The 23327-nt window shown below is 69.4% G+C and carries 21 protein-coding genes; 18 read left to right on the top strand and 3 right to left on the bottom strand.

Annotated elements, in window-relative coordinates:
• Positions 1 to 18: 18 nt before the first annotated feature.
• From rpsB to R3A49_05295, 11 genes are all read left to right on the top strand, one after another.
• Positions 19 to 945, top strand: coding sequence for a 30S ribosomal protein S2 (gene rpsB / locus R3A49_05345; protein ID MEZ5170158.1), 927 nt, complete (start codon positions 19 to 21; stop codon positions 943 to 945).
• A gap of 2 nt (positions 946 to 947) precedes the next feature.
• Positions 948 to 1790 (top strand): translation elongation factor Ts, encoded by an 843-nt coding sequence (gene tsf, locus R3A49_05340; protein MEZ5170157.1) that lies wholly within the window; start codon positions 948 to 950, stop codon positions 1788 to 1790.
• Positions 1787 to 2542, top strand: coding sequence for a UMP kinase (gene pyrH / locus R3A49_05335; protein ID MEZ5170156.1), 756 nt, complete (start codon positions 1787 to 1789; stop codon positions 2540 to 2542). The genes tsf and pyrH overlap by 4 nt, the downstream gene beginning before the upstream one ends.
• Positions 2539 to 3120: a ribosome recycling factor gene (gene frr, locus R3A49_05330; GenBank protein MEZ5170155.1), complete on the top strand. Its 582-nt coding sequence runs from the start codon at positions 2539 to 2541 to the stop codon at positions 3118 to 3120. The genes pyrH and frr overlap by 4 nt, the downstream gene beginning before the upstream one ends.
• Before the next feature lie 66 nt (positions 3121 to 3186).
• Positions 3187 to 4620 (top strand): phosphatidate cytidylyltransferase, encoded by a 1434-nt coding sequence (locus tag R3A49_05325; GenBank protein ID MEZ5170154.1) that lies wholly within the window; start codon positions 3187 to 3189, stop codon positions 4618 to 4620.
• A 6-nt stretch (positions 4621 to 4626) separates the two neighbouring features.
• Positions 4627 to 5769: a 1-deoxy-D-xylulose-5-phosphate reductoisomerase gene (gene dxr / locus R3A49_05320; protein MEZ5170153.1), complete on the top strand. Its 1143-nt coding sequence runs from the start codon at positions 4627 to 4629 to the stop codon at positions 5767 to 5769.
• Positions 5766 to 6995, top strand: a complete 1230-nt coding sequence (locus tag R3A49_05315; protein MEZ5170152.1) for a M50 family metallopeptidase — start codon at positions 5766 to 5768, stop codon at positions 6993 to 6995. Before dxr ends, R3A49_05315 begins: the two co-directional genes overlap by 4 nt.
• A complete protein-coding gene (ispG, locus tag R3A49_05310; GenBank protein ID MEZ5170151.1) occupies positions 6995 to 8203 on the top strand; it encodes a flavodoxin-dependent (E)-4-hydroxy-3-methylbut-2-enyl-diphosphate synthase in 1209 nt (402 codons plus the stop codon). Before R3A49_05315 ends, ispG begins: the two co-directional genes overlap by 1 nt.
• Before the next feature lie 86 nt (positions 8204 to 8289).
• On the top strand, positions 8290 to 9438 hold the full coding sequence (locus R3A49_05305) for a radical SAM protein (GenBank protein MEZ5170150.1): 1149 nt from the start codon (positions 8290 to 8292) through the stop codon (positions 9436 to 9438).
• A 2-nt stretch (positions 9439 to 9440) separates the two neighbouring features.
• Positions 9441 to 10466: a radical SAM protein gene (locus R3A49_05300; GenBank protein MEZ5170149.1), complete on the top strand. Its 1026-nt coding sequence runs from the start codon at positions 9441 to 9443 to the stop codon at positions 10464 to 10466.
• 188 nt (positions 10467 to 10654) lie between these two features.
• Positions 10655 to 10879: a hypothetical protein gene (locus R3A49_05295; GenBank protein MEZ5170148.1), complete on the top strand. Its 225-nt coding sequence runs from the start codon at positions 10655 to 10657 to the stop codon at positions 10877 to 10879.
• Between the two features lie 113 nt (positions 10880 to 10992).
• Here R3A49_05295 and R3A49_05290 read toward each other — a convergent pair whose 3' ends face one another.
• On the bottom strand, positions 10993 to 11655 hold the full coding sequence (locus tag R3A49_05290) for a phosphoadenylyl-sulfate reductase (protein ID MEZ5170147.1): 663 nt from the start codon (positions 11653 to 11655) through the stop codon (positions 10993 to 10995).
• On the bottom strand, positions 11652 to 13436 hold the full coding sequence (locus R3A49_05285; protein MEZ5170146.1) for a nitrite/sulfite reductase: 1785 nt from the start codon (positions 13434 to 13436) through the stop codon (positions 11652 to 11654). The genes R3A49_05290 and R3A49_05285 overlap by 4 nt, the downstream gene beginning before the upstream one ends.
• 233 nt (positions 13437 to 13669) lie before the next feature.
• Here R3A49_05285 and R3A49_05280 point away from each other — a divergent pair, with 233 nt between their 5' ends.
• The gene (locus R3A49_05280) at positions 13670 to 15409 is read left to right on the top strand and encodes a proline--tRNA ligase (protein ID MEZ5170145.1); all 1740 of its coding nucleotides are present in this window, start codon (positions 13670 to 13672) and stop codon (positions 15407 to 15409) included.
• Between the two features lie 3 nt (positions 15410 to 15412).
• Positions 15413 to 16483 (top strand): ATP-dependent DNA ligase, encoded by a 1071-nt coding sequence (locus R3A49_05275; protein MEZ5170144.1) that lies wholly within the window; start codon positions 15413 to 15415, stop codon positions 16481 to 16483.
• Here R3A49_05275 and ligD read toward each other — a convergent pair.
• Positions 16480 to 17499 carry a non-homologous end-joining DNA ligase gene (ligD, locus tag R3A49_05270; protein ID MEZ5170143.1) on the bottom strand — a complete coding sequence of 340 codons (1020 nt, stop codon included), beginning with the start codon at positions 17497 to 17499 and terminating at the stop codon, positions 16480 to 16482. The two genes, R3A49_05275 and ligD, sit on opposite strands and share 4 nt — an antisense overlap.
• 176 nt (positions 17500 to 17675) lie before the next feature.
• Between ligD and rimP the strand changes: the two genes are divergently transcribed.
• Genes rimP through R3A49_05245 form a run of 5 tightly spaced genes read left to right on the top strand, consistent with a single transcriptional unit; the run spans position 17676 to position 23324 of the window.
• Entirely contained in the window at positions 17676 to 18182 is a 507-nt protein-coding gene (gene rimP / locus R3A49_05265; GenBank protein MEZ5170142.1) for a ribosome maturation factor RimP, read from the top strand.
• Positions 18179 to 19291, top strand: a complete 1113-nt coding sequence (gene nusA, locus R3A49_05260; GenBank protein ID MEZ5170141.1) for a transcription termination factor NusA — start codon at positions 18179 to 18181, stop codon at positions 19289 to 19291. Before rimP ends, nusA begins: the two co-directional genes overlap by 4 nt.
• Positions 19292 to 19296: 5 nt before the next feature.
• Entirely contained in the window at positions 19297 to 21954 is a 2658-nt protein-coding gene (infB, locus tag R3A49_05255) for a translation initiation factor IF-2 (protein ID MEZ5170140.1), read from the top strand.
• A gap of 21 nt (positions 21955 to 21975) precedes the next feature.
• Positions 21976 to 22341, top strand: coding sequence for a 30S ribosome-binding factor RbfA (gene rbfA, locus R3A49_05250; protein ID MEZ5170139.1), 366 nt, complete (start codon positions 21976 to 21978; stop codon positions 22339 to 22341).
• On the top strand, positions 22338 to 23324 hold the full coding sequence (locus R3A49_05245; GenBank protein MEZ5170138.1) for a bifunctional oligoribonuclease/PAP phosphatase NrnA: 987 nt from the start codon (positions 22338 to 22340) through the stop codon (positions 23322 to 23324). Before rbfA ends, R3A49_05245 begins: the two co-directional genes overlap by 4 nt.
• Positions 23325 to 23327 lie beyond the last annotated feature (3 nt).

Genomic DNA, 23327 nt, shown 5'->3' with positions numbered 1-23327 from the left:
CAAGGGAAGGAACCAGACGTGGCCGTCGTCACGATGAAGCAGTTGCTCGAGGCCGGCGTGCATTTCGGGCACCAGACCCGACGCTGGAACCCGAAGATGCGTCGCTACATCTTCGGGGAGCGCAACGGGATCTACATCCTGAACCTTCAGGAGACCCTCGAGTCGATCGACGCCGCATACCGCTTCGTGCGCTCCTCGGTGGAGGGCGGCGGGACGATCCTGTTCGTGGGTACGAAGAAGCAGGCCCAGGAGGCGATCGAGAGCGAAGCCCGACGCTCGAACATGCCGTACGTGAACTTCCGGTGGCTGGGCGGCATGCTCACCAACTTCTCCACCGTGCACTCCCGCGTGTCCAAGCTCCGCGAGTTGGAGCAGCAGGTCGTATCGGGCGAGACCGAGCAGATGCCGAAGAAGGAGGCACTGCGCATCACGCGTGAGCTCACGAAGCTCAAGCGCAACCTCGGCGGTATCGAGAACCTCCAGAAGCTCCCCGACGCGGTGTTCATCATCGACACGCAAAAGGAGCACATCGCCGTCACCGAGGCCCAGCGTCTCGGGATCCCGATCGTGGCAGTCGTCGACACCAACTGCGACCCCGACATCGTCGACTACGTCATCCCCGGCAACGACGACGCGATCCGCGCCGCGCAGTTGCTCACCCGGGTGATCGCCGATGCCGCCGTGGAGGGCCGCCAGCTGGCGCAGGCCACGGGCGCGGTGGAGGAGGCCACGGAGGAGGCCGACACGCCGAAGGCCCCGGTTCCGGCGCCACCGAAGCTCTCGGCCGAGGAGCAGAAGAAGCGCGACGAGCAGCAGGCCAAGGCCCGCAACGAGGCGGCCACGGCGCAAAAGGCCCGTGAGGATCGGCTGCTGGCCGCCAAGGAAGCGTCGACGAACGACGCGCCGTCGGAGACCCCGGCCGCCGACGAGACGGAGAACGGATAGACATGGGGATCTCTGCCAAGGAAGTGGCGGCGCTCCGCAAGGACACGGGCGCCGGGATGATGGACGCCAAGAAGGCGCTCGAGGAGAACGACGGCGACGTCGACGGTGCCAGGACCTGGCTCCGCGAGCACGGCCTGACGCAGGCGGGCAAGCGCGCCGGGCGCGCGGCAGACGACGGGGCGGTCGACGTCATGGTTGACGGCGGCGTCGGTGCGCTGGCCGAGCTCACGTGCGAGACCGACTTCGTCGCCAAGGGATCCGAGTTCGCCGAGATGCTCGATGAGATCGTTCACGCCGTGGCCGAGCACGGCGACGACGGCATCGACGGCCGCCCGCTGCGTGACTCCACGGTGGGCGAGGTGGTCAAGGAGGCGGCCGGTCGCCTCGGCGAGAACATCGGCCTCGGCCGGGTCGCCCGCTTCACGAGCGATGACGGCCTCATCGACTCCTACAAGCACATCCAGAACGAGCGGGGCACGATCGGTGTCCTCGTCGAACTCGGGGGAGTCGACCCGTCGAGTGGCGAGGCGCGCGACGTCGCCCACGACATCGCGCTGCACATCGCCTCAGCGGCGCCCGGCTACGTCCGCCGGGACGACGTTCCGACCGAGATCGTGGAGGCCGAGCGGGAGGTCCTCGAGAACCTCAGCCGCAACGAGGGGAAGCCCGAGCAGGCCCTGCCGAAGATCGTCGACGGCCGGATGAACGGCTGGTACAAGGAGCGGGTTCTTCTCGACCAGGCGTTCGTGAAAGAGCCGAAGCGCTCGGTGGGCTCCCTGCTCGAGGAGCTCGGTGGCGACGCCACGGTCCGGCGGTTCGTCCGCGTGAAGATCGGCGAGGAATGACCGAAGGGAGCGCGAGCGCCAGCCGGTTTCCCCGGGTCGTTCTCAAGCTCTCGGGTGAAGCGTTCGCCGACACCGACACCGGCTACGGCATCGACTCGTCGATCGTGTCGCGGATCGCCGCCGAGGTCACCCACGTCCGCGGGCACCTCGATGTCGAGATCGCCGTCGTGGTGGGCGGCGGGAACATCTTCCGTGGGCTCGGCGCCTCCACGCAGGGCATGGACCGTGCCCGGGCCGACTACATGGGAATGCTCGCCACCGTGATCAACGCCCTGGCGCTCCAGGACGCCCTCGAGAACGAGGGGCAGGTCACCCGCGTCCAGACCGCCATCTCCATGGACAAGGTCGCCGAGCCCTACATCCCGCTGCGCGCCATCCGTCACCTGGAGAAGGGCCGGATCGTGATCTTCGCCGCCGGCACCGGCAACCCGTACTTCACGACCGACACGACGGCAGCCCTGAGGGCGGCCGAGATCCACGCCGGTGCGATCCTCAAGGGAACGCACTCCGGTGTCGACGGCGTCTACAGCGCCGACCCGCGCCTCGACCCGGCGGCCGAGAAGCTCGTCGAGATCAGTCATCACGAGGTCCTCACCCGTGACCTCAAGGTCATGGACTCGACGGCGATCACCTTCTGCCGTGACAACGAACTGCCGATCGTCGTGTTCGACGTCACGAAACCCGGCAACATCGAACGTGCGCTGCTCGGCGAGCCGATCGGCACCGTCGTGAGCTCGCAGGAGGCGTCATGAGCGTTTCCGAATCCGAGGAGCTCGTCGCGCTGGTGCTCGACGAGACGCGCACAGCGATGCGCAGGTCCGTCGAGCACCTTCAACAGGAGTTCGCCGCCATCCGAACCGGACGTGCCACACCGGCCCTGGTCGAGAAGCTGAAGGTCGAGTACTACGGGTCGGACGTCCCGCTGCAGCAGCTCGCGGGCTGCTCGGTGCCCGAGCCCCGGCTGCTCGTCATCACGCCCTACGACCAGAGCTCGATTGCGGCCATCGAGAAGGCCGTGCAGGGGAGCGACCTCGGGATCAACCCGTCGAACGACGGCAAGGTGATCCGTCTCGCCTTCCCGCAGCTCACCGAGGAGCGGCGCAAGGAGATGGTCAAGGTCGTCAAGCAGCGCGCAGAAGAGGCGCGGGTGTCGGTACGCAACGCCCGCCGCCAGGCTCGCCACGACGTGGAGGCGCTCGAGAAGGACGGCGAGATCTCGCGTGACGAGCTCGACCGTGTGGAGAAGACGCTGGAGAAGAGAACGCACGAGGTGGTCGACGAGATCGACACGCTGGCGGCCCACAAGGAGCAGGAGCTCCTCGAGGTCTGAGCATCGGGGGTCATCGCCGGTCTAGCCTGATCTGTGACGGCGCCGTGACGAGAGGGGGGAGGTGTGGTGGACGACGGACGTGACGACCAACCATTCGACGAGGGCTTCGACGACGAGCCCGTCGAGGAGCCCCGGCGTCCCCGCCGCGCGCCGAGCGAGGGTGTGAGGATCCTCGGGGCCGAGGAGGCCCAGGCCGCTCTCGAGCACGGAGCGGAGGGCCACGACGCTCCCGGCACCGGGCGGGAGTTGCGCGCCGGCGACGTCGAGCCGTCCGCCAGCTTCCCGCGTCCCTCCGGCGCCGGCCCTCTCGAGTCGCAGGGAGCCACGTGGTCGGCATCGGGCGACCAGGACCGTCCGGAGCCGAGCGAGCCCGTCGACCTCCCCCACTGGACCGAGCCTCCGACGGGTCAGTCTCCCCAGGTACTCCCCGACAGGGGTCCCGTCGGCGAGGACGACGACGATGCGTGGCGGCACGTGTCGGGGAGCACGCCGCGTTTTCGCGAACAGCCCGGCGACTGGGACGAGGTCGACTTCGCCGAGGAGCTCACCGATCAGACGGCGGCCGTCGGTCCCATCGGGGACAACGCTCGCGTCGACGAGGACGCCGTGTTCGCCCACGAGGTCGCGAAGCGTCGCCGCCCCACCGCGCGGCCCGGCCGGCGTCGCCCCCAGGGGTCCCGACCGGCGCCGTCCGACACGGAGGGCCGTGATCTGCCCACAGCCCTGGCAACAGCCGGTGTCATCGCCGTCGTCGCGATCATCTGCCTGCTCATCGGCCGCGGTGCCGTGGCGTGGTTCGCCACCGCCATCGTCGCCGTCGCCAGCGCCGAGCTGTTCGGGGCGTTCCGCAGGAACGGGTACCAGCCTGCTGTGATCCTGGGCATCATCGGGTCGGCGGCGATGCCGGTTGTCGCCTACGAGCGCGGCGACGCCGCGTTCCCGCTGGTGATCGCCCTCGTGGTCGGGTTCACGTTCTTCTGGTATCTCGCCGAGGTCGTCCGCGGTGAGCCCACCGTCAACATGTCGGTCACGGTGTTCGGGTTCGCCTACGTCGGGCTGCTGGGTGGTTTCGCCGGTCTGATCCTCACCCATCCCGACGGCATCGGCCTGATCTGGGGACTGGCGCTGTGCGCCATCGCCTACGACGTCGCCGCCTTCTTCGTCGGCGGGGCCGTCGGCAAGACCCCGCTGCTCGAACGGATCTCGCCCAACAAGACGATCGAGGGTCTCGCCGCCGGTATGGCGGCGTCGATCCTCGTCGGAATCATCATCGCAGGGCGGATCTCCCCGTGGGACACCGGGTCGGGTCTGGCCCTGGGCGTGGCCATCGCGATCGCCGCGCCGCTGGGAGACCTCTGTGAGTCCCTGCTCAAGCGCGATCTCGATGTGAAGGACCTCGGCTCCCTCCTGCCGGGTCACGGCGGTGTCATCGACCGTTTCGACGCCATTCTCTTCTGTCTCCCGGTCGTGTACTACCTGGCACTCGGCCTCGACCTCTGAGGCGTCATGCCTCCCGACCCGTCACCGACGGGAGCGCGGCGACGCCGCGTCGTGATTCTCGGCTCGACAGGCTCTGTCGGAACGCAGGCCCTGGCGCTCATCGGTGAGCTTCCCGACGCGTACGAGGTGATCGCTCTCGCCACTGGGTCGAACGGGGAGCTCCTGGCCGAACAGGCCCGGGCGTTCGGTGTGCCGACCGACGCTGCGAGGGTCTGCGGCGACGACCCCGACGCGCTGGCCGAGCTGGCGGCACACCCCGATGCCGACGTCGTCCTCAACGCCGTGGTCGGCTTCGCGGGCCTGCCGGCCACGCTCGCCGCACTCGGGGCGGGCACGCGCCTCGCGCTTGCCAACAAGGAGAGCCTCATCGCGGGCGGCCCCGTGGTCGCGGCCGTTCGGGAGCGCAGCGGTGCCGAGCTCGTGCCGGTCGATTCGGAGCACTCAGCTCTTTACCAGGTGCTCCGCTCCGGCTCGGCCGACGAGGTCGACTCTCTGGTCCTCACCGCCAGCGGGGGCCCGTTCCGGGGGCGGACACGAGCCGAGCTCACCCGCGTGTCCGTGGAGGACGCGCTGGCCCACCCCACGTGGGACATGGGCGCGAAGATCACCGTCGACTCATCCACGCTCATGAACAAGGGCCTCGAGGTGATCGAGGCCCACGAGATCTTCGGTGTCGACTACGACCACATCGACGTCGTCGTACATCCGCAGTCGGTCATCCACAGCATGGTGACCTTCAGCGACGGAGCGACGATCGCCCAGCTCTCACAGCCCGACATGCGGCTTCCCATCGGCCTCGCCCTCGACGCTCCCCACCGGCACCCGCGGCCGTACGGCGCCATCGACTGGCGGACGGTCGGCGATCTCACGTTCGAGGAGCCCGACCGCGACGCTTTCCGCTGCCTGGCGCTCTGTGAGGCGGCCGGCCGGGCCGGGGGCGGGGCCCCGGCGGCGCTCAGCGCTGCCAACGAGGTCGCCGTGGCGGCGTTTCTCGACCGGGCCATCCCGTGGATGGGCATCCCCGAGATCGTCGACGAGGCGCTACAGGAAGGTGTCGGGAACGTCGAGACCGTTGAGGACGTTCTCCATGTCGACCGGACCGCGCGCGAGCGGGCCGCTCGGAGCGTTCGTCGGAGGAGCGCCGCGTGAAGGACCCACTCGAGAGATCCACCATCAGCGGGCGCAAAGTCCTGTTCGTCACGACCGTGGTCGCGCTGCTCGTCACGGTGTGGGCGATCATCCAACCTCAGCTCGTGGGCACCATCGTGCTGATCCTGTCGTTGCCCACGATCATCATGCTGCACGAGGCCGGGCACTACGTGATGGCCAAGCGCGGCGGCATGAAGGTCACCGAGTTCTTCGTCGGTTTCGGACCACGGATCTGGTCGGTGAAGCGCGGGGAGACCGAGTACGGCGTGAAGGCGATCCTCCTGGGTGGCTACGTCCGGATCATCGGCATGAACAATCTCGATCACGTCGAGCCCGAGGACGAACCCCGCGCCTACCGCAACCGGCCGTTCCGAAACCGCATCGAGGTCGCCGTCGCGGGGTCGGCCGTCCACTTCCTCCTCGCGCTCATCCTGATCTTCGTCCTGCTCGTTTCGATCGGAACGCTCAGCGACACCACCTCGGTCGGAGCGGTCAGTGACGGCTCTCCCGCAGAAGCCGCAGGGCTCCAGGACGATGACGTCATCGTCGCCATCGACGACGTTCCGGTCACCGAGTTCGAGGACCTGCGCGACTACGTGCGCCCCCGCCCCGAGCAGGAGATGGTCCTGACCGTCGAGCGCGACGGTGAGGAGCTCCATGTCCCCGTCACACCCGAACTCAAGACCGACAACGGTGAGGAGGTCGGGCTGATCGGTGTCGCTCCGGGTTTCGAGACCACGCGCGTCGCCGCGTTGCCCGCCGTGAAGGAGACGTTCGTCGTTTTCGGTCGAACGGCGCGCATGTCGACCGAGGCGTTGGGTCGGATCTTCTCACCGTCGGGGATCGCCAACTACGTCGACACCGTCTTCAGTGGTGGCGAGGGCGACGAGGGTGAGCAGAGCCAGGAGCGTTTCGTGTCGCCGCTCGGCTTCGGCCGGCTCGCCAACCAGGCCGTCGACGACGGCTGGCTGGCCGTGCTGGGACTCCTGGTGTCGATCAACGTGTTCGTGGGGATCTTCAACCTGATTCCGCTCCTGCCGTTCGACGGTGGACATGTGGCGATCGCGTGCTACGAGCAGATCGCCTCGAAGATCAAGGGGCGGCGGGTGCAGGCCGACGTGGCGAAACTGCTACCGATCACGAGCGCCGTGATGGTCCTCCTCGGCTTCATCTTCATCTCGTCGCTGTTCCTCGATGCGAGCAATCCGCTCCAGAACCCCTTCTGATGGCCTACGAGCGTCGGAAGACCCGGGGGATCTCGGTCGGTTCCGTCGGCGTGGGCGGCGACGCGCCGGTCTCGGTCCAGTCGATGACGACGACCCGCACGTCCGACGTCGACGGCACACTCGCCCAGATCTACACACTGGCCGGCGCGGGGGCCGACATCGTGCGTTGCACCTGCAACGAGGAGGAGGCTGCCGAGGGTCTCGCCCAGATCGTGCCCCGCTCGCCGGTTCCGATCGTGGCCGACATCCATTTCCAGTATCGCTTGGCACTGGCCGCGATGGAGGCGGGCGTCGACGCCCTGCGCCTCAATCCGGGCAACATCCGTAAGCCCGAGCACATCAAGACCGTCGCCGCAGAGGCCAAGGACCGTGGTCTTCCGATCCGCATCGGGGTGAATGCCGGAAGCCTGGATCCCGACATCGCCGATGAGCACGGCGGCCCGACGCCCGAAGCGCTCGTCGCGTCGGCCGAACGCGAGATGGCGTACTTCGACGAGGTCGGCTTCGAGGACGTCAAGATCTCCGTCAAGTCGTCGAGCGTCCCCACGATGATCGACGCCTACCGCCTGCTCTCGGAGCGAACCGACCGCCCGCTGCACCTGGGTGTCACCGAGGCCGGTCCCGTCCCGGCGGGTCTCGTGAAGTCGACGGCCGGGATCGGCACACTGCTCGCCGAGGGGATCGGGGACACGATCCGGTTCTCGCTCACCGCGGATCCTGTGGAGGAGGCCAAGGCGGGCAGAACGCTTCTCGAGTCGCTCGATCTGCGCGAGCGCACAGGCCTCGACCTCATTGCCTGCCCGTCGTGTGGGCGCGCCGAGGTCGACGTGATCCACGTGGCGAACGAGGCGCAGGCGGCGCTCGAGGAGCGGGAGATTCCTCTTCAGGTCGCGGTCATGGGCTGTGTCGTCAACGGCCCGGGTGAGGCGCGTGGCGCCGATCTCGGCATAGCGGCCGGCCGCGGCCGCGGGCACCTCTTCGTGCGCGGCCAGGTCGTGCGTGTCGTCCCCGAGGACGAGATGGTCGATGCGCTGGTGGCGGAGGCGGAGCGCATCATGGAGGAGGGTGTCGAGGCCCGGTTGGCCGCCGCCGACGAGTCGGCCGAAGCCGAAGCCGTCGCCGAGCGCGAACAGCTCATCCAGATCCAGGGCACCGACGTCAATCACACAGCGGAGCACATCGAGAAGATCCGCGAGATCACCGACTGATTCGGCGCGGTGCGAGTACGGAGGCGACCGCGGGTAAGTTTCTGGAGTCCGGCGAGCTCGTCGCCGGCGCACCTGCAGGGTGTCGCATGCTCAACGTCTCGTCGCTGATCGGCTCGGCCCGCTCGGATTCGGACGCGCTCCGATACGGCTGGGACCGCGTCGGTGAGACGACGCCCACGACATCCACGGCTCGCCGACCCGTCGTCGTGTGGAACAGCACCCGGGGCTGCAACCTCTCGTGTTCCCACTGCTACGCCTCGGCCACCCGGCGACCCGCCGAGGACGAACTCGGCACCGGAGAGGGTCTCGCCCTGGTCGAAGACCTCGCGAACTACGGCGTTCCGGCGCTCCTGCTCTCGGGGGGCGAGCCACTGTCGCGTCCCGATCTCGTTGAGCTCGCCGGCGAGGCGCACAGGCGGGGAGTGCGGGTCACTCTGTCGAGCAACGGAACCCTGATCAGCACCGCCGTCGCGGCGCAGCTGCGTGAGGCGGGTGTCTCCTACGTGGGGATCAGCATCGACGGCGACGAGGAGACGCACGACGGGCTGCGGTGCCGCGACGGTGCCCGTGCGGAGGCCGTCGCCGGCCTCCGGCGCCTCGGCGAGGCCGGTGTACGCCGAGGTGTGCGCTTCACGCTGACACCGGGGACCCACGACCAGCTCGGAGCTGTCCTGGACCTCGTGGAGCGTGAAGGCGTGGAGCGCCTCTGCGTCTACCACCTCGTTCCCGCCGGGCGCGGTGGACGGCTCGACGACGTCTCGCCCCGGGAGCGGCGCTCCGCGTTGGAACGAGTATTCACCTTCGCTTCGGAGCATCGCGGCGTCGAGGTGCTCACGGTCGACAACCCGTCCGACGGTCCGCTCCTCGTCGAATGGCTCCGCACGCGCGACCCCGGCCGCGCGGACGCTGCACGACGCGCGTTGCGCTGGAACAGGGGAGCGATGGCCGGCCCCGGAATCGCGCTGGCGTGCATCGACGAACGTGGCGACGTCCACCCCGACCAGTTCGCGCGTCACCGCAGCTTCGGGAACGTCCGTCGTACCCCGTTCTCGCAGATCTGGAGCCACGCCACCGATCCGTATCTCCGCGGCCTGCGCTCGGGGCGGTGGATCCCCGAGGAGTGTGTTTCCTGCGACCATTTCGACTTGTGCGGCGGCGGCTTCCGGTCCCGGGGCGAACTCCTCACCGGTGAACCGTCGGGTTTCGACCCGAGCTGCAATCTGGTCGCGTCGTGAACGTGGCGAGTCGTTTTCTGGGCGAGGGCGTACGACCCGATTTCGACCGCGCGCCGCTCACGGTCGCGTGGGAGATCACCCGATCGTGTCCGCTGCGTTGCGTTCACTGCCGCGCCGTGGCCCAGGTACGACGCGACCCGGACGAGTTGAGCACCGACGAGGGGTCGGCTCTCGTCGCCGATGCAGCGGAGATGGGCACGAAGGTGTTCGTTCTCACCGGAGGTGACCCGCTCGCGCGGCCCGACGTGTTCGAGCTGATCGCTGCCGTCGCCGCCTCCGGGATGCACTGCGGCTTCTCGCCCAGTACGACGCCACGGCTCACCGCCGACGCACTGGGGCGTGCCGTGGAGGCAGGAGCCGGGACGATCCACCTGAGCCTCGACGGGGCGAGTGCAGGTGTCCACGACGCCTTCAGGGGTGTGCGGGGATCCTTCGAGCGTGCGCTGAGCGCCGTGGAGAACGCCGCAGAGCTCGACGCCCGACTCCAGGTCGGCACCACGGTCTGTCGCCGTACCGTCGACGACCTCGAGGCGATCGTTCCTCTCCTCGACGGGCGCGTCGACCTGTGGAGCCTCTTCTTCCTGGTTCCGACCGGACGCGGTCGTGGTGAGGACGTGCTAGACGCTAAAGGCCACGAGCAGGTCCTTCGGTGGCTCGCCACCGCGGATCTCCCGTTCCCGGTCCGCACCGTGGCCGCCCCCACCTTCCGTCGGGTCCTCGCCGAGACGGGGCGCCCGCCAGCGCCCGGTGTGAACGACGGAAACGGCTTCGCGTTCGTCTCGCATCGAGGCGAGGTGTGTCCTTCGGGTTTCCTCCAGCTCCCGGTCGGCAGTGTGCGGGAGCAACCGCTCAGTCACTGGTACCGCAACGATCCGTTGTTCCGGTCGCTGCGCGATCCATCCCTCCTCGAGGGGATATGTGGATCGTGCGAGTGGAAGGAGATCTGCGGTGGGAGCCGGGCGCGTGCGTGGGCAACCACCGGAAACCCACTGGCGTCGGATCCCTCGTGCGTACGGGTGGCCGCCTGATTCAGGGCTGCTGTCGTCGACGCCGTGCCTGGTCGAGGATGGGGAAGTAGCCGGCGGCGGTGAGGTCGAGGTCCATTCTGGTGCCGTCGCGGGCGGTGGCGGTTCGGGGTCCGGGGTTCGGGTGTGATGCTGTTCTGTCGGTTGTGGTGGATGGGCCGGTGGGGGTCGGACGGTTCGGTGGGACCGGTGTGGGCGAGTGGGATGCCGTCGGGTCGGGTGACCTCGATGTGGTGGCCGTCGACGAGTCGGAGGGTGAAGCCGTCCTCGTGGACGCTTCGGTGGTGGCGTCGGAGGACAACGAGGTTGTCGAGGCTGGTGTCGCCGCCGTTTGCCCAGTGGACGATGTGGTGGGCGTCGACGTAGCGGCGGTTGTCGCAGCCCGGGAAGCGGCATCGGCCGTCGCGTATCTGTAGCGCGCGTCGTATCCGGTCCGGGATCTTGCGGCTGCGTCGTCCGACCGACAGGGGTGTTCGGTGGTGGTCGGTGGCGACCTACCGTGAGGGTCCCGCGGGACCGTCGGTGGGCCTCAGAGATGGAGGCCGCACTCCGTCCTGTCGGTGCCGGCCCAGCGCCCGGAGCGGGCGTCGGCGCCGTCGGCGACCCGCTGGGTGCACGGCCAGCAGCCGATGGAGGGGTAGCCGGCGGCGACCAGTGGGTGCTCGGGCAGGTCACGCTCGGCGGCGTACGCCGCCACGTCGGCGTCGGTCCACGCGGCGATCGGGTTCACCTTCACGAGCCCGCGTGCGGCGTCCCACTCCACGACCGGTGTGTCGGCGCGGCCGAGGGAGTCGCAGCGGCGCAGCCCGGTCATCCACGCTGTACGACCTTCGAGGGCGCGCCGCAAGGTTTCGACCTTACGGAGCCTGCAGCAGGCCTCCGTGTCGGTGCGCCAGAGGTCGTCGGGCGCCACGTCCGGCGATATCACCCTCAGGTTGAGGTCGTAGCGCTCACGGACCGTCTCGACGTACTCGAGCGTCTCGGGGAAGTGGTACTGCGTGTCGAGGAACACGACCTCGACCGTGGGGTCGAGGTTGACGGCGAGGTCGATGAGGACGCAGTCCTGGAAGGACGCCGCGAGAACGAGGTCGTCGCCGTAGGTGTCACGGGCCCAGCGAATGGCGGCCGAGGCGGGCCCGCCCTCGAGATTCGCCGAGGTGTCGGCCAGGTCGGGGGTGAGAATGGACGTCACGTGGCGCACTCGGAGTCGCCGGTTTCGGCGACGTAGGGGCCGGTCTCGTGGAAGTCGGTGTAGAAGTCGGGGTTCTCCCCGGGGTCGGGGAACTCCGTGAGGTCGCTCAGGGTCTCTCCGACCCCGCCCGGACCTCCCGAACGTTGCAACCAGGAAGGGAACGCCTCGCCGGGCTCCCGCTCCTCGTTGTAGCGCCCGACGATCCGCACGACCGCCTGCGACGCACTCTTCGCCGGGAGCTTTGCCGCGCGCTTTCCGAACTCCACCTCGGTGTCGCCCAGATGGCCGCCGAGCAGCATCTGGTAGCCGGGGGCTGACCGCCCGTGGGCGCGCTTTTCGAGACCGAAGAACCCGATGTCGGAGATGTGGTGCTGTCCGCAGCTGTTGGTGCAGCCCGAGATGTTGATCCGCACGCCACCGACGTCGGCGAGGCCGGCGTCGTCGAGGGCGGTGCCGATGTCGTCTGCGAGCCCGCGCGACTGCGTGACGGCGAGGTTGCACGTGTCGGCGCCGGGGCACGACACGACGTCGCGCGCCAGTTCGGCGCCCGGCTCGGCCATCTCCATGTCCACGAGGCGCTGGTGCAGTACGGGGAGGTCGTCCTCGGCGAGGTCGCGCAGCGCGAAGTTCTGGCGGTTGGTGATCCGGATGTCGAGACCCAGGTCGCGCTGGAGATCGGCGAGCTGGTCGAACTGCTCCGTGGTGATGTCGCCGAGGCGGGCGTACGCGTACGCGCTCACCGTCCCGTTCGCGCGGCCGCGCACCACGTTGGCCTGCTCCCATCGACGGTACGGGTCGCTGGACGAGATCGTGACCGGGGTCATGCCCGGGACGTTCTCGAGATCGCCTCCCGTCCCGGCGGGCTCGTCGCCGTTGGCGACCACCCGCGCGGGGACACCCCCCGGCCACGTGGCCGACGCCTTGAGGAACCTGCGCTCCTTGCGGATGCGCTCGCGGAGCTCGTCCATACCCATCGTGTCGACGAGCCACTTCATACGGGCACGCAGCTTGTTGTCGCGGTTGCCGTGGTGGTCCTGCACCCGCAGCGCCGCCTCGATCGTGGGCATCAGGTCCTCGCGGCTCGTGAAGTCCTCGAGCGCCTGTGCAGGATGGGGATTGGCGCCCAGGCCACCGGCGACGAATATCCGGAAGCCCGCCTCGGTGGTGCCGTCGTCGCGCGGGCGGCTGACCGCGACCACACCGACGTCGTTGAACATGGCTTGCCCGCAGTCGACGGCGCAGCCCGAGAAGTTGATCTTGAACTTGCGGGGGAGCCGCTGCGAGAGCGGGTTGCGCAGGAAGTGGTCGGTGGTGGCCTGCGCCCAGGCGGAGATGTCGAGCACCTCGTTGGGGCACGCGCCGGCGAGGTGGCACCCCATCACGTTGCGCACCGTGTCGCCGCAGGCCTCCCGGGTCGTGAGCCCGACCGACGCGAGCAGCCGCATCACCTCGGGGGTGTCCTCCAGGCGCACGAAGTGCATCTGCGCGTTCTGACGCGTCGTGAGGTGCGCCCATCCGCGCGAGTAGCGGGTGGCGAGGTGGCCGATCATCTCGAGTTGCTCCGGCGTGACCCGACCCGCGGGCACCTTGATGCGGACCATCTGGTTGTGGCCGCCCTGGCGCTGGCCGTAGATGCCGTTCGTGAGCCGGATGACGCGGAAGACGTCGTCGTCGAGGTCGCCCCGGAGGTACTCCTCGAGGTGCCCTTCGTAGGTGTCGATCTCACGCTCGATCGCGGGATCGAGCTGTCGGGCCCTCAGGTCGGCGACGTCGATGGCCATCGTGGCCTCAGCGTGCGGTGTGGCCGCGGCCGGCGGTCCACACCCGGGTCTCGCCCGCGGCAAGGGTGTCGGTCAGTATCGAGAGGAGTCGCCGGGTGGCCCGTGCGAGGCGGGGGGTGTGCATGGCGGGAAACCTTACCCAAGGGTCGGAAATAAATCCAGATGGAAGGGTCAGATTTATGAACCCCACGAAACACAAGGGTTCCCGGGGTCCGGCCGGTAGGGTGGCGTCGATGAGGATGTCCCGGCTCTTCGCCCCGACGCTGCGCGACGACCCCGCCGACGCCGAGGTCGACAGCCACCGGCTGCTCGTGCGCGGGGGGTTCCTCCGCAAGGTGGCCGCCGGCCTCTACTCGTGGCTGCCGCTGGGTCACCGGGTGCTGCGCTCGGTCGAGGAGATCGTGCGTGAGGAGATGGATGCCGCCGGCGCCCAGGAGCTCCTCCTGACCGTCGTGCAACCCCTCGACCTCTGGGAGCGCAGCGGGCGCAGCGCCGACTACGGACCGCTGATGTTCCGGCTCCGGGACCGCAAGGACTCCCCGTTCGCCCTGGCACCGACCGCCGAGGAGGTCATCACCTCGACCGTCGCCGCCGACGCCTCGAGCTACCGCGACCTGCCGGTCAACCTCTACCAGATCGGCTGGAAGTACCGAGACGAGCTCCGGCCACGTTTCGGTCTGCTGCGAACCCGCGAGTTCCTCATGAAGGACGCCTACAGCTTCGATGCCGACGTCGACGGCCTGCGCACCACCTACCAGCAGATGTACGACGCCTACCATCGCGTCTTCGAGCGCTGCGGGCTCACCTTCCGGCCGGTCGAGGCGCAGGCGGGGGAGATCGGCGGCGATGTGAACCACGAGTTCATGGCGGTCGCCGCCGTGGGCGAGGACGACTTCGTCTGGTGCCGCGCCTGCGACTACGCCGCCAACGTCGAGGCGGCGCGGCGCAATGCCGATGGTGCCGATGCGGCCGACACCACCGGCGTTGCGGGCCCCGAGAAGGTGCACACGCCCGACATGCCCGGCATCGATGCCGTTGCCTCGCACCTCGGCGTCACCCCGGACGAACTCCTCAAGACGATGGCCTTCACCGTCACCGACGACGACGGCCGTTCAGAGGTGGGGCTGGCGCTCGTCCCGGGCGACCGGGACCTCAACGAGTTCGCCCTGGCCGGGGCACTGGCGCCGCGCACCGTGCACCTGTTCACCGACGGCGACTTCGAGGCCCACCCGGGCTTGACCGTCGGCTACCTGGGCCCGCATGCCGACGAGACCGATCTCGTCGTGGCCGATCCCTCGGTCCGGGCGCGAGCGGAGTGGATCAGCGGGGCCAACGAGGTCGACCACCACGTCCGCCACCTGGCCCCCGGGCGCGACTTCACGGTCGACGCATGGGCCGAGATCGCGTCGGTGGCCACCGGCGACGCCTGTCCACGGTGCGGCGAGGCGTTGTCGGTCGACCGGGGGATCGAGGTCGGGCACACGTTCCAGCTCGGCACAAAGTACTCCGAGGCTCTCGACGCCAGGTATCTCGACGACGACGGCACGGCGCACCCCATGGTCATGGGCTGCTACGGCATCGGCATCTCGCGCATCGTGGCGGCCGTGGTCGAGGAGCACCACGACGACGACGGCATGGTCTGGCCGCGGGCGCTGGCGCCCTTCGAGGTCCACCTCGTGTCGCTCGCCGGGAAGGGTGACACCGCCGCCGTGGTCGTCGACGCGGCCGACCGGCTCTACGAGGCACTCACCGGAGCCGGCCTGTCGGTCCTCTACGACGACCGCGATGCCCGACCGGGTGTGAAGTTCGCCGATGCCGACCTCCTGGGGATGCCGGTCCAGCTGACACTCGGCGCGAAAGGCCTCGACCGGGGGATCGTCGAGAGGAAGGTCCGCGCCGGTGGGGCACGTGACGAGTTGGCTCTCGACCGCGTCCTGTCGGGAGCGGCCGACGTGCTGGAAGGCACCGGCTGACCCGTGGGGCTGCCCGTCCGCCCGCCCGTCGACCCGATGCTCGCCAAGCCGGCACGGTCGATGCCCGACGGCGACGGGTGGCTCTTCGAGCCCAAGTGGGACGGTTTCCGCTGCCTCGTGTTCCGTGACGGCGACGGCCTCGAGCTCCAGAGCCGCAACGGGCGGTCGCTCGTTCGTTACTTCCCGGAGATGGTCGCTCCACTGTGCGAGCAGCTCCCCACGCGGTGTGTTCTCGACGGGGAGCTCGTGATCGCCGTCGATGGCGCCCTCGACTTCGACCGGCTGTCGTTGCGGATCCATCCGGCAGGCTCTCGGGTGGAAATTCTGTCGCAGGCGATGCCGGCCTCCTACGTGGCGTTCGACCTCCTGGCGCTCGATGACACCGACCTCATGGGCGAGCCGTTCGAGCGGCGCCGCGCCCGCCTCCACGAGGTCCTCGCGTCACGGCGCCCACCGCTCTTCCTCACTCCCGCCACCACGGAGACAGCCGTTGCGGGCGACTGGTTCACCCGCTTCGAGGGAGCAGGGCTCGACGGTGTCGTCGCCAAGCGCCTCGACGGCCCCTACCTCCCCGGTACGCGCGACATGCTGAAGCTCAAGCACGAGCGAACAGCCGACTGCGTGGTCGGTGGCTACCGCCTCCACAAGGACGGCAAGGGCGTCGGATCGTTGCTTCTCGGCCTGTTCGACGACGACGGCGCGCTCCATCACGTGGGAGTCGCCTCATCGATGAAGGCGACGCTGCGCGCGTCGCTGCTCGACGACCTGCGCCCGTTCGAACCCGACGCCCTCGCCGACCATCCGTGGAGCGACTGGGCGACAGGGGAAGGCACCGGGACCCGGATGCCCGGTGCTCCCAGCCGGTGGAACGCGTCCAAGGACCTCTCGTGGAACCCTGTGCGACCCGAGCGTGTCGCCGAGGTGGCCTATGAGCACCTCCAGGGCGACCGCTTCCGGCACAATGCGCGCTTCCGGCGCTGGCGCGACGACCGCGACCCGGGAAGTTGCACGTACGCCCAGTTGGAGGTCGCACCGCCCGTGGAGCTGAGCGAGATCTTCTCTCCCCCCGGCTAACCCGATTCCGGTGCCCGTCGGGCCCGGCTCGGCTGCACACGGGTCGGCTCACCGGGCATCTTCGGGAAGTTGGGCGGCCACGGCTCGTCACCGAGGCCGTCACGTTCGTCCCGGGCGGCGAGCTCCAGGAGCTCGGTCAGGGAGTAGGCGGCGTCGTCAATGCCGGCGGTCAGGTCGCCGAGGCGCCGGTAGCGACCGGGCACCGTCGCCATCGTCAGCTCCTCCGGCTCGACGTCGGCGACCTCGTCCCAGGTGAGCGGCGCCGAGACACGGCCGTCGGGCGTGTCCCGCACCGAGTAGGCCGACGCGACCGTGCGGTCGCGGGCGTTCTGGTTGTAGTCGAAGAAGACACGCTCGCCGCGCTCCTCCTTCCACCAGTGCGTGGTCGCCTCCTCGGGCATGCGACGACCGACCTCGCGGCCGAGTGCCAGCGCAGCGCGACGTACCGCGAGGAAGTCCCATCGCGGCGAGATCCGTACGTTGACGTGAACACCACGGGAGCCCGACGTCTTGGGATAGCCGACGATGCCGTGCTCGCCGAGCACCTCGTGCACGCACAGGGCCACACGGCGGACCGTGTCGAAGGTGACACCGGGCTGAGGGTCGAGGTCGACGCGGAGCTCGTCGGGTCGGTCAACGTCCGAGGCCCGGACCGCCCACGGATTGAGGTCGAGGCAGCCCAGGTTCACGGCCCAGACGATGTGGGCCACGTCGGCGGGGCACAGCTCGTCGGCGGTGCGCCCCGACGGGAACGCCACCCGCACCGTCCGTAGCCAGTCGGGGCGGTTGGCGGGCACGCGCTTCTGGAAGAACGGCTTCGTCCCGGCGCCGTCGGGGTAGCGCTTGAGCACCGTGGGCCGGTCGAGCACCCCACGCAGCGCCCCTTCGCCGACGGTGAGGTAGTAGCGGGCGAGGTCGAGCTTGGTGGCCCCCGTGGCGGGGAAGAAGACCTTGTCGGGGTTGGAGAGCCGCACCCGGCGCCCCGACGCCTCCACGACGGTTGCGTTGCCGGCCACGGTGCAAGGGTAACGAGCGGCGGGGACGGGTCCTCGCGCTCTATACTCCCGGGTTCAGTCCGACCGACGGATCGGACCGGTGCCGCAGGCGCGGACCCGGTTGCGGCCACATGGACGTGGGCTCCGGGGCCCACGTTTTTTGTTGCCAGGACGAGGTGGCCGGGAAGAGGTGGGAGGTGACGGCAGCGATGGCGGACCAGGCACACAGGATCAGCGGTCTCGTGGCCGACGTCCTGGCCGGCGCCGACCCGGCGCTGTCCCTCTACGACACGGAGATCACGGGTACGGGCGGAACCGCCACGCTGCGGGTCCTCGTCGACCGTGAGGGGGGCGTCGACCTGGATGCCCTCACGGACGCAACGAGGGCCCTGGAGGCGGCCTTCGCGGAGGACGTCGACCTGCGGAGCCGCTACGCGCTCGAGGTGAGCAGCCCCGGTCTCGAACGACCGCTCCGGACCCCCGGGCACTTCAGGGCGGCCGTCGGCTCCGCGGTCAGCGTCAAGACCTTCGCTCCCCTCGACGGCACCCGACGCTTCGACGGCACCCTCGCGGGAGCCGACGACGACGGCTGCACGCTCGAGACCGAGGGCACGACCCGGCACCTGGCGTACGACGCCATCGCCAAGGCGCAGACCACCTTCGAGTGGGAGAGCGGCGACAAGCAGAAGGCGGCGCGATCGTGAACACGGAAATGATGGAGGCGCTCCACAACATCGAGCGCGAGCGGGGGATCAGCGTCGAGGTGCTCCTCGAAGGGCTCGCCAACGCGCTCGTCACCGCCTACAAGCGGATGCCCGATGCCGCCGAGGAGGCGCTCGTCGAGATCGACGTCGAGACGGGCGAGATCGGTGTCGTCGCACAGGAGCTCGACGAGGACGGCAACGTCGTGCGCGAGTGGGACGACACGCCCGACGACTTCGGACGGATCGCCGCCCAGACAGCCAAGCAGGTGATCCTCCAGACCATCCGCGAGGCCGAGCGCGAGATGAAGTTCGAGGAGTACTCGGGCCGGGAAGGCGACATCGTCACCGGGATCATCCAGCAGACCGACCAGCGCTACACCCTGCTCGACCTCGGCCGCGTCGAGGCCCTGCTCCCGCAGGCCGAACAGGTCCAGAACGAGCGCTACGACCACGGCAGCAGGCTCAAGGCCTACATCGTGGAGGTCCGCAAGACCGCCAAGGGCCCCCAGATCGTCGTGTCGCGCACGCACCCCGGGCTGATCAAGCGGCTGTTCGAGCTGGAGGTTCCCGAGATCGTCGACGGTGTCGTCGACATCAAGGCCATCGCCCGCGAGCCGGGTCACCGCACGAAGATCTCCGTGGCGTCCAACGACCCGAACGTCGACCCGGTCGGGGCGTGCGTGGGCGCCCGGGGCTCACGGGTTCGGATGGTCGTGAACGAGGTCCGTGGCGAGAAGGTCGACATCGTCCCGTTCAGCGACGACCCGCAGGACTTCGTGATGAAGGCCCTCCAGCCCGCCAAGGTCCGCGAGGTGCGCGTCGACGAGGCAACCGGGAACGCAACTGTCATCGTGCCCGACTTCCAGCTGTCGCTGGCGATCGGCAAGGAGGGCCAGAACGTCCGGTTGGCGGGTCGGCTCACGGGTTGGCGCGTCGACATCAAGAGCGAGACCCAGCTGGCCGAGGAGGAGGCCGGCGTCAGTGAGTACGCCGAGGGGGAGTGGGTCAAGGGCCCCGCCGGCGAGGACCTCTGGCAGCCTGCCGACGGCAGCGATCCGATCCCGGCCGAGCAGCTCGGCTTCGAGCCGTCGGGTGAAGAAAAGGAGTAGGCGCGTTGGCGACGAAGAAGATCCGCGTCTACGAGCTGGCACGCGAGCTCGGCGTCGAGAACAAGGTGGTTCTCGAGCTCTCCGAGGAGCTCCGCATCGGCGTGAAGAGCCACTCGTCGAGCATCGAAGAGCCCCAGGCCGACCGCGTGCGCCGACTCGCCGACTCGAAGGGGCTCCGCCGCGAGCCCGAGGAGGAGCCGACGCCGAAGAAAGCGCCGGCCAAGAAGAAGGTCACGTCGAAGAAGAAGGCTCCCGCCACGAAGAAGGCCCCGGCCAAGAAGGCTCCGGCGGTGAAGAAGCCCGAGCCGGAGCTCGAGGCTGCGCCGACGGAGACGGGTCGCAAGGTCCGTTCCACACCCGACGCAGGCGACAAGGTGGCCGCAGCCCGCGGCGAGGTCACGCCGGAGACTCGACGTACCGCCGAGCGCAGCACCGAGAGCGCGCGTCCCGCAGCACGTGCCGGCGATACACCGCCGAGCGTTCCCGACGTGGGCGACAAGCCCGAGGAGCCTGCCCGGCCCCTCAGCCCCTCGGGCAAGCCGATCCCCCCACCGCCCGGCCAGCGCCGTTCTGCGCCCCCCTCCGGGCGGCGTGCCACACCTCCCCCGAGTGGCGGCGGGCGTGGCGGCGGAGCAGGCCCCCGTACCGGCGGCGCCGGTCGCCCCGGTGCTGGTGGTCGGGGCCCCGGCGGCGGGCCCGGAGGCCCCGGTGGCGGCCCCGGTGGTGGTCGGGGCGGTCCCGGAGGAGGCCGTGGGCGCCCGGGGCAGAACTTTCGCCCGCGCAAGAAGAAGCGCAAGCGCCGCCGCGTCGCCGAAGAGGAGCTCCAACCCGAACAGCACGCGTTCACACCGACCGACGTCCCGGTTCCCGAGGGGGAGATCGTCGTGGAGCGCGGCACGACGATCCAGGAGCTCGCCCCGCGTCTCAACCGAACCGCCGCCGACCTCGTGCGGCTGCTCTTCGACGCGGGCGAGATGGTCACCGGGACGCAGTCGCTCGCTGATGAGATGGTGGAGCTCATCGCCGACGAGCTCGGTGCCACGGTCCTGCTCGTCGAGCCCGGCGCCGAGGAGGAGCTCGAGCTTGCGGCGATGTTCGGCGACGCCGAGGACGACGACGAGCCCGACGAATCCGCCCTGGAGGTGCGCCCGCCGATCATCACGGTGCTCGGCCACGTCGACCACGGGAAGACCACTCTGCTCGACAAGATCCGCGAGGCGGACGTCGTCTCGGGCGAGGCAGGAGGGATCACCCAGCACATCGGTGCCTACCAGGTGGAACGCGACGGCCGGCCCATCACCTTCATCGACACCCCGGGCCACGAGGCCTTCACGGCGATGCGCGCGCGGGGTGCCGAGGTCACCGACATCGTCGTCCTCGTCGTGGCCGCCGATGACGGCGTGATGCCCCAGACCGTCGAGGCGATCAATCACGCCAAGGCTGCCGAGGTGCCGATCGTCGTGGCGGTCACCAAGGCGGACCGCGACGACGCCGATCCGCAGCGGGTGCGCCAGCAGCTCGCCGAGCACGAGTTGGTCCCCGAGGAGTGGGGCGGCGACACGATCGTGAACGACGTCTCGGGCGTCACCGGCGACGGTATCGACCAGCTGCTCGACTCCCTGCTCCTCGTGGCCGAGGTCGAGGACCTCAAGGCCGACCCCACGGTGCCCGCCCGCGCCGTCGTTCTCGAATCGCACCTCGACCAGGGCCGTGGTCCCGTTGCCACGGCCGTCGTCGGACGCGGCACGTTGCGGCGTGGCGATCAGATCGTTGCGGGTCCCGCCTGGGGCAAGGTCCGGGCGCTGTTCGACGACCACTCCGAGCGTCTCGACGAGGCAGGACCGTCGGTCCCCGTCGAGGTCCTGGGACTCGACGACACACCGCTCGCCGGCGATGAGCTGCGCGTCGCACCCGACGACAAGACAGCACGCACCGTCGCGGAGGCACGTGGCCGACGCCGCCGCGCCGAGGACCTGCGGCACCCCGCGATCCTCTCGGGAGGCGCGCGCCTCGAAGACATCTTCGCGATGGTGCAGCGTGGCGAGGTCGCCACGCTCAACCTGCTCCTCAAGGCCGACATGCAGGGCTCCCTCGAGGCACTCACCGACTCACTCCGGAAGCTCGACAAGGATCACGAGGAGGTGCGCCTGTCCTTCGTGCACCGCGGCGTCGGCGGGATCACCGAGTCCGACATCAACCTGGCGGCGGTCTCCACCGCCACCGTGATCGGCTTCAACGTCCGACCCGACCGCAGTGCGCGCGACCTGGCCGAGCACGAAGGCGTTGACATCCGGACCTACGAGGTCATCTACAAGGTCCTCGAAGAGGTCGAGCAGGCGCTCGTCGGCATGCTCGCACCCGAGTTCGAGGAGGTCGTCACCGGTGAGGCCGAGGTCCGGGAGATCTTCGGCATCCCCAGGGTGGGAAAGGTGGCCGGCTGCATGGTCACCAACGGTGTGATCACCCGCGGATCCGGAGTCCGGTTCCTGCGTGACGGCACGATCATCTGGAAGGGCAAGGTCGCCTCCCTCAAGCGGTTCAAGGACGACGTGCGTGAGGTGCAGGCGGGCTTCGAGTGCGGTATCGGGCTCGAGAACTTCCAGGACCTCGAGCCCGGTGACGTCATCGAGACCTACGAGGAACGCGAGGTAGCGCGTACCTGACCGGGCGCGAGAATGGAAAACGTGAGCACACGTCGCTACCCGCGTACCGCGCGGGTCAACGAAGTCGTGCGCGAGGCGCTGGCCGACGCGCTCGAGCGGATGTCCGACCCCCGCCTCGAGCTGGTCACCGTCACGGGCGTCGAGGTGAGCCCCGACCTGCGTGAGGCCAAGGTCTTCTACTCGGCGCTGGGTCATTCCGATGATGCCGAAGGCACGCTCGAGGCGCTGCGCTCGGCCGCCCCGGCTCTACGGTCGTCCCTCGGACGCGACGTCCAAATGAAGTACCTGCCCCGGCTCGACTTCCTCGAGGACCCGGCCATCGAGGCCGGCCAGAGGATCGAGGACATCATCCGGAGCCTCCACGAGGACGAGGCGGGGCCGCGATGAAGTCCGACGCCCCCGGCCCGGCGACGATCGATGCGGCCCTCTGGCAGGTCGCCCGCCTGATGTCCGACGCGCCATCGGTGGCCTTGGCGTGTCATGTGAGCCCCGACGGCGACGCCCTCGGCTCGATGCTCGGCCTCTTCCATGCGCTGCGCGAGGCCGGGCGCACGACCGTGGCTTCGTTCTCGGAACCGTTCGTGACGGCCCCCCACTACCGCGAGCTGCCGGGGCTCGATCTCCTCACCCCGCCCGGCGACTTCCCTGACGAGCCGGAGCTCATGATCACCTTCGACACGGGATCCTTCTCCCGCCTCGGTGGGCTCGAGTCCAACGCCCGCAACGCCGAGAAGCTCGTGGTGATGGACCACCACATCTCGAACGAGCGCTACGGGACCCTCAACGTCATCGACCCCGACGCCGCCGCCACGGGGATGCTCGTTCACCGGCTGATCCGGCTCACGGGGCTGCCCCTGAACAACGACGCCGCCGTGTGCCTCTACGCGGCACTCGTGTGCGACACCGGCCGCTTCCAGTACGAGGCCACGACGGCCGAGACGTTCGAGGTCGCCCGCGACCTCATGGGCTTCGACATCCCGGTGTCGCGTCTGAGCCGAACCCTGTTCGAAGAGCACCGCATGGCGTACCTGAAGCTCCTCGGCGAAGCCCTGGGACGTGCCGAGCTGGTCGGCGACAAGGACTTCGTGTGGACCAGCGTGAGCCGCGCCGACCGCGAGCGGTTCGGCGTCGAGTTCGACGAGATCGAGGGCCTGATCGACATACTTCGCCGGACCGCCGAGGCTCGGATCACGTGCGTGGTCAAGGAGGGTGACGACGGTGTCCAGCGTGTCAGCCTCCGGGCGATCGGTGATGCCGACGTCCACCGCCTCGCTGTCGCGGAGGGTGGGGGCGGCCACCGCTACGCGGCGGGGTTCTCCACAACCGACGATCCCGAGACGGTCGTCGCCCGGATCCTCCGGGAGCTCTGAAAC

Source organism: Acidimicrobiia bacterium (assembly GCA_041394025.1).
In the GTDB taxonomy this organism is placed as follows: Bacteria; Actinomycetota; Acidimicrobiia; order IMCC26256; family JAOSJL01; genus JAOSJL01.
This window is presented reverse-complemented; position numbering and strand designations above follow the sequence as displayed.

Coding starts and splice junctions, on each gene's coding strand:
- tsf (MEZ5170157.1), top strand. CDS start 948: ATGGGGATCTCTGCCAAGGAAGTGGCGGCGCTCCGCAAGGACACGGGC.
- pyrH (MEZ5170156.1), top strand. CDS start 1,787: ATGACCGAAGGGAGCGCGAGCGCCAGCCGGTTTCCCCGGGTCGTTCTC.
- frr (MEZ5170155.1), top strand. CDS start 2,539: ATGAGCGTTTCCGAATCCGAGGAGCTCGTCGCGCTGGTGCTCGACGAG.
- dxr (MEZ5170153.1), top strand. CDS start 4,627: ATGCCTCCCGACCCGTCACCGACGGGAGCGCGGCGACGCCGCGTCGTG.
- ispG (MEZ5170151.1), top strand. CDS start 6,995: ATGGCCTACGAGCGTCGGAAGACCCGGGGGATCTCGGTCGGTTCCGTC.
- R3A49_05305 (MEZ5170150.1), top strand. CDS start 8,290: ATGCTCAACGTCTCGTCGCTGATCGGCTCGGCCCGCTCGGATTCGGAC.
- R3A49_05285 (MEZ5170146.1), bottom strand. CDS start 13,436: ATGGCCATCGACGTCGCCGACCTGAGGGCCCGACAGCTCGATCCCGCG.
- R3A49_05280 (MEZ5170145.1), top strand. CDS start 13,670: ATGAGGATGTCCCGGCTCTTCGCCCCGACGCTGCGCGACGACCCCGCC.
- R3A49_05245 (MEZ5170138.1), top strand. CDS start 22,338: ATGAAGTCCGACGCCCCCGGCCCGGCGACGATCGATGCGGCCCTCTGG.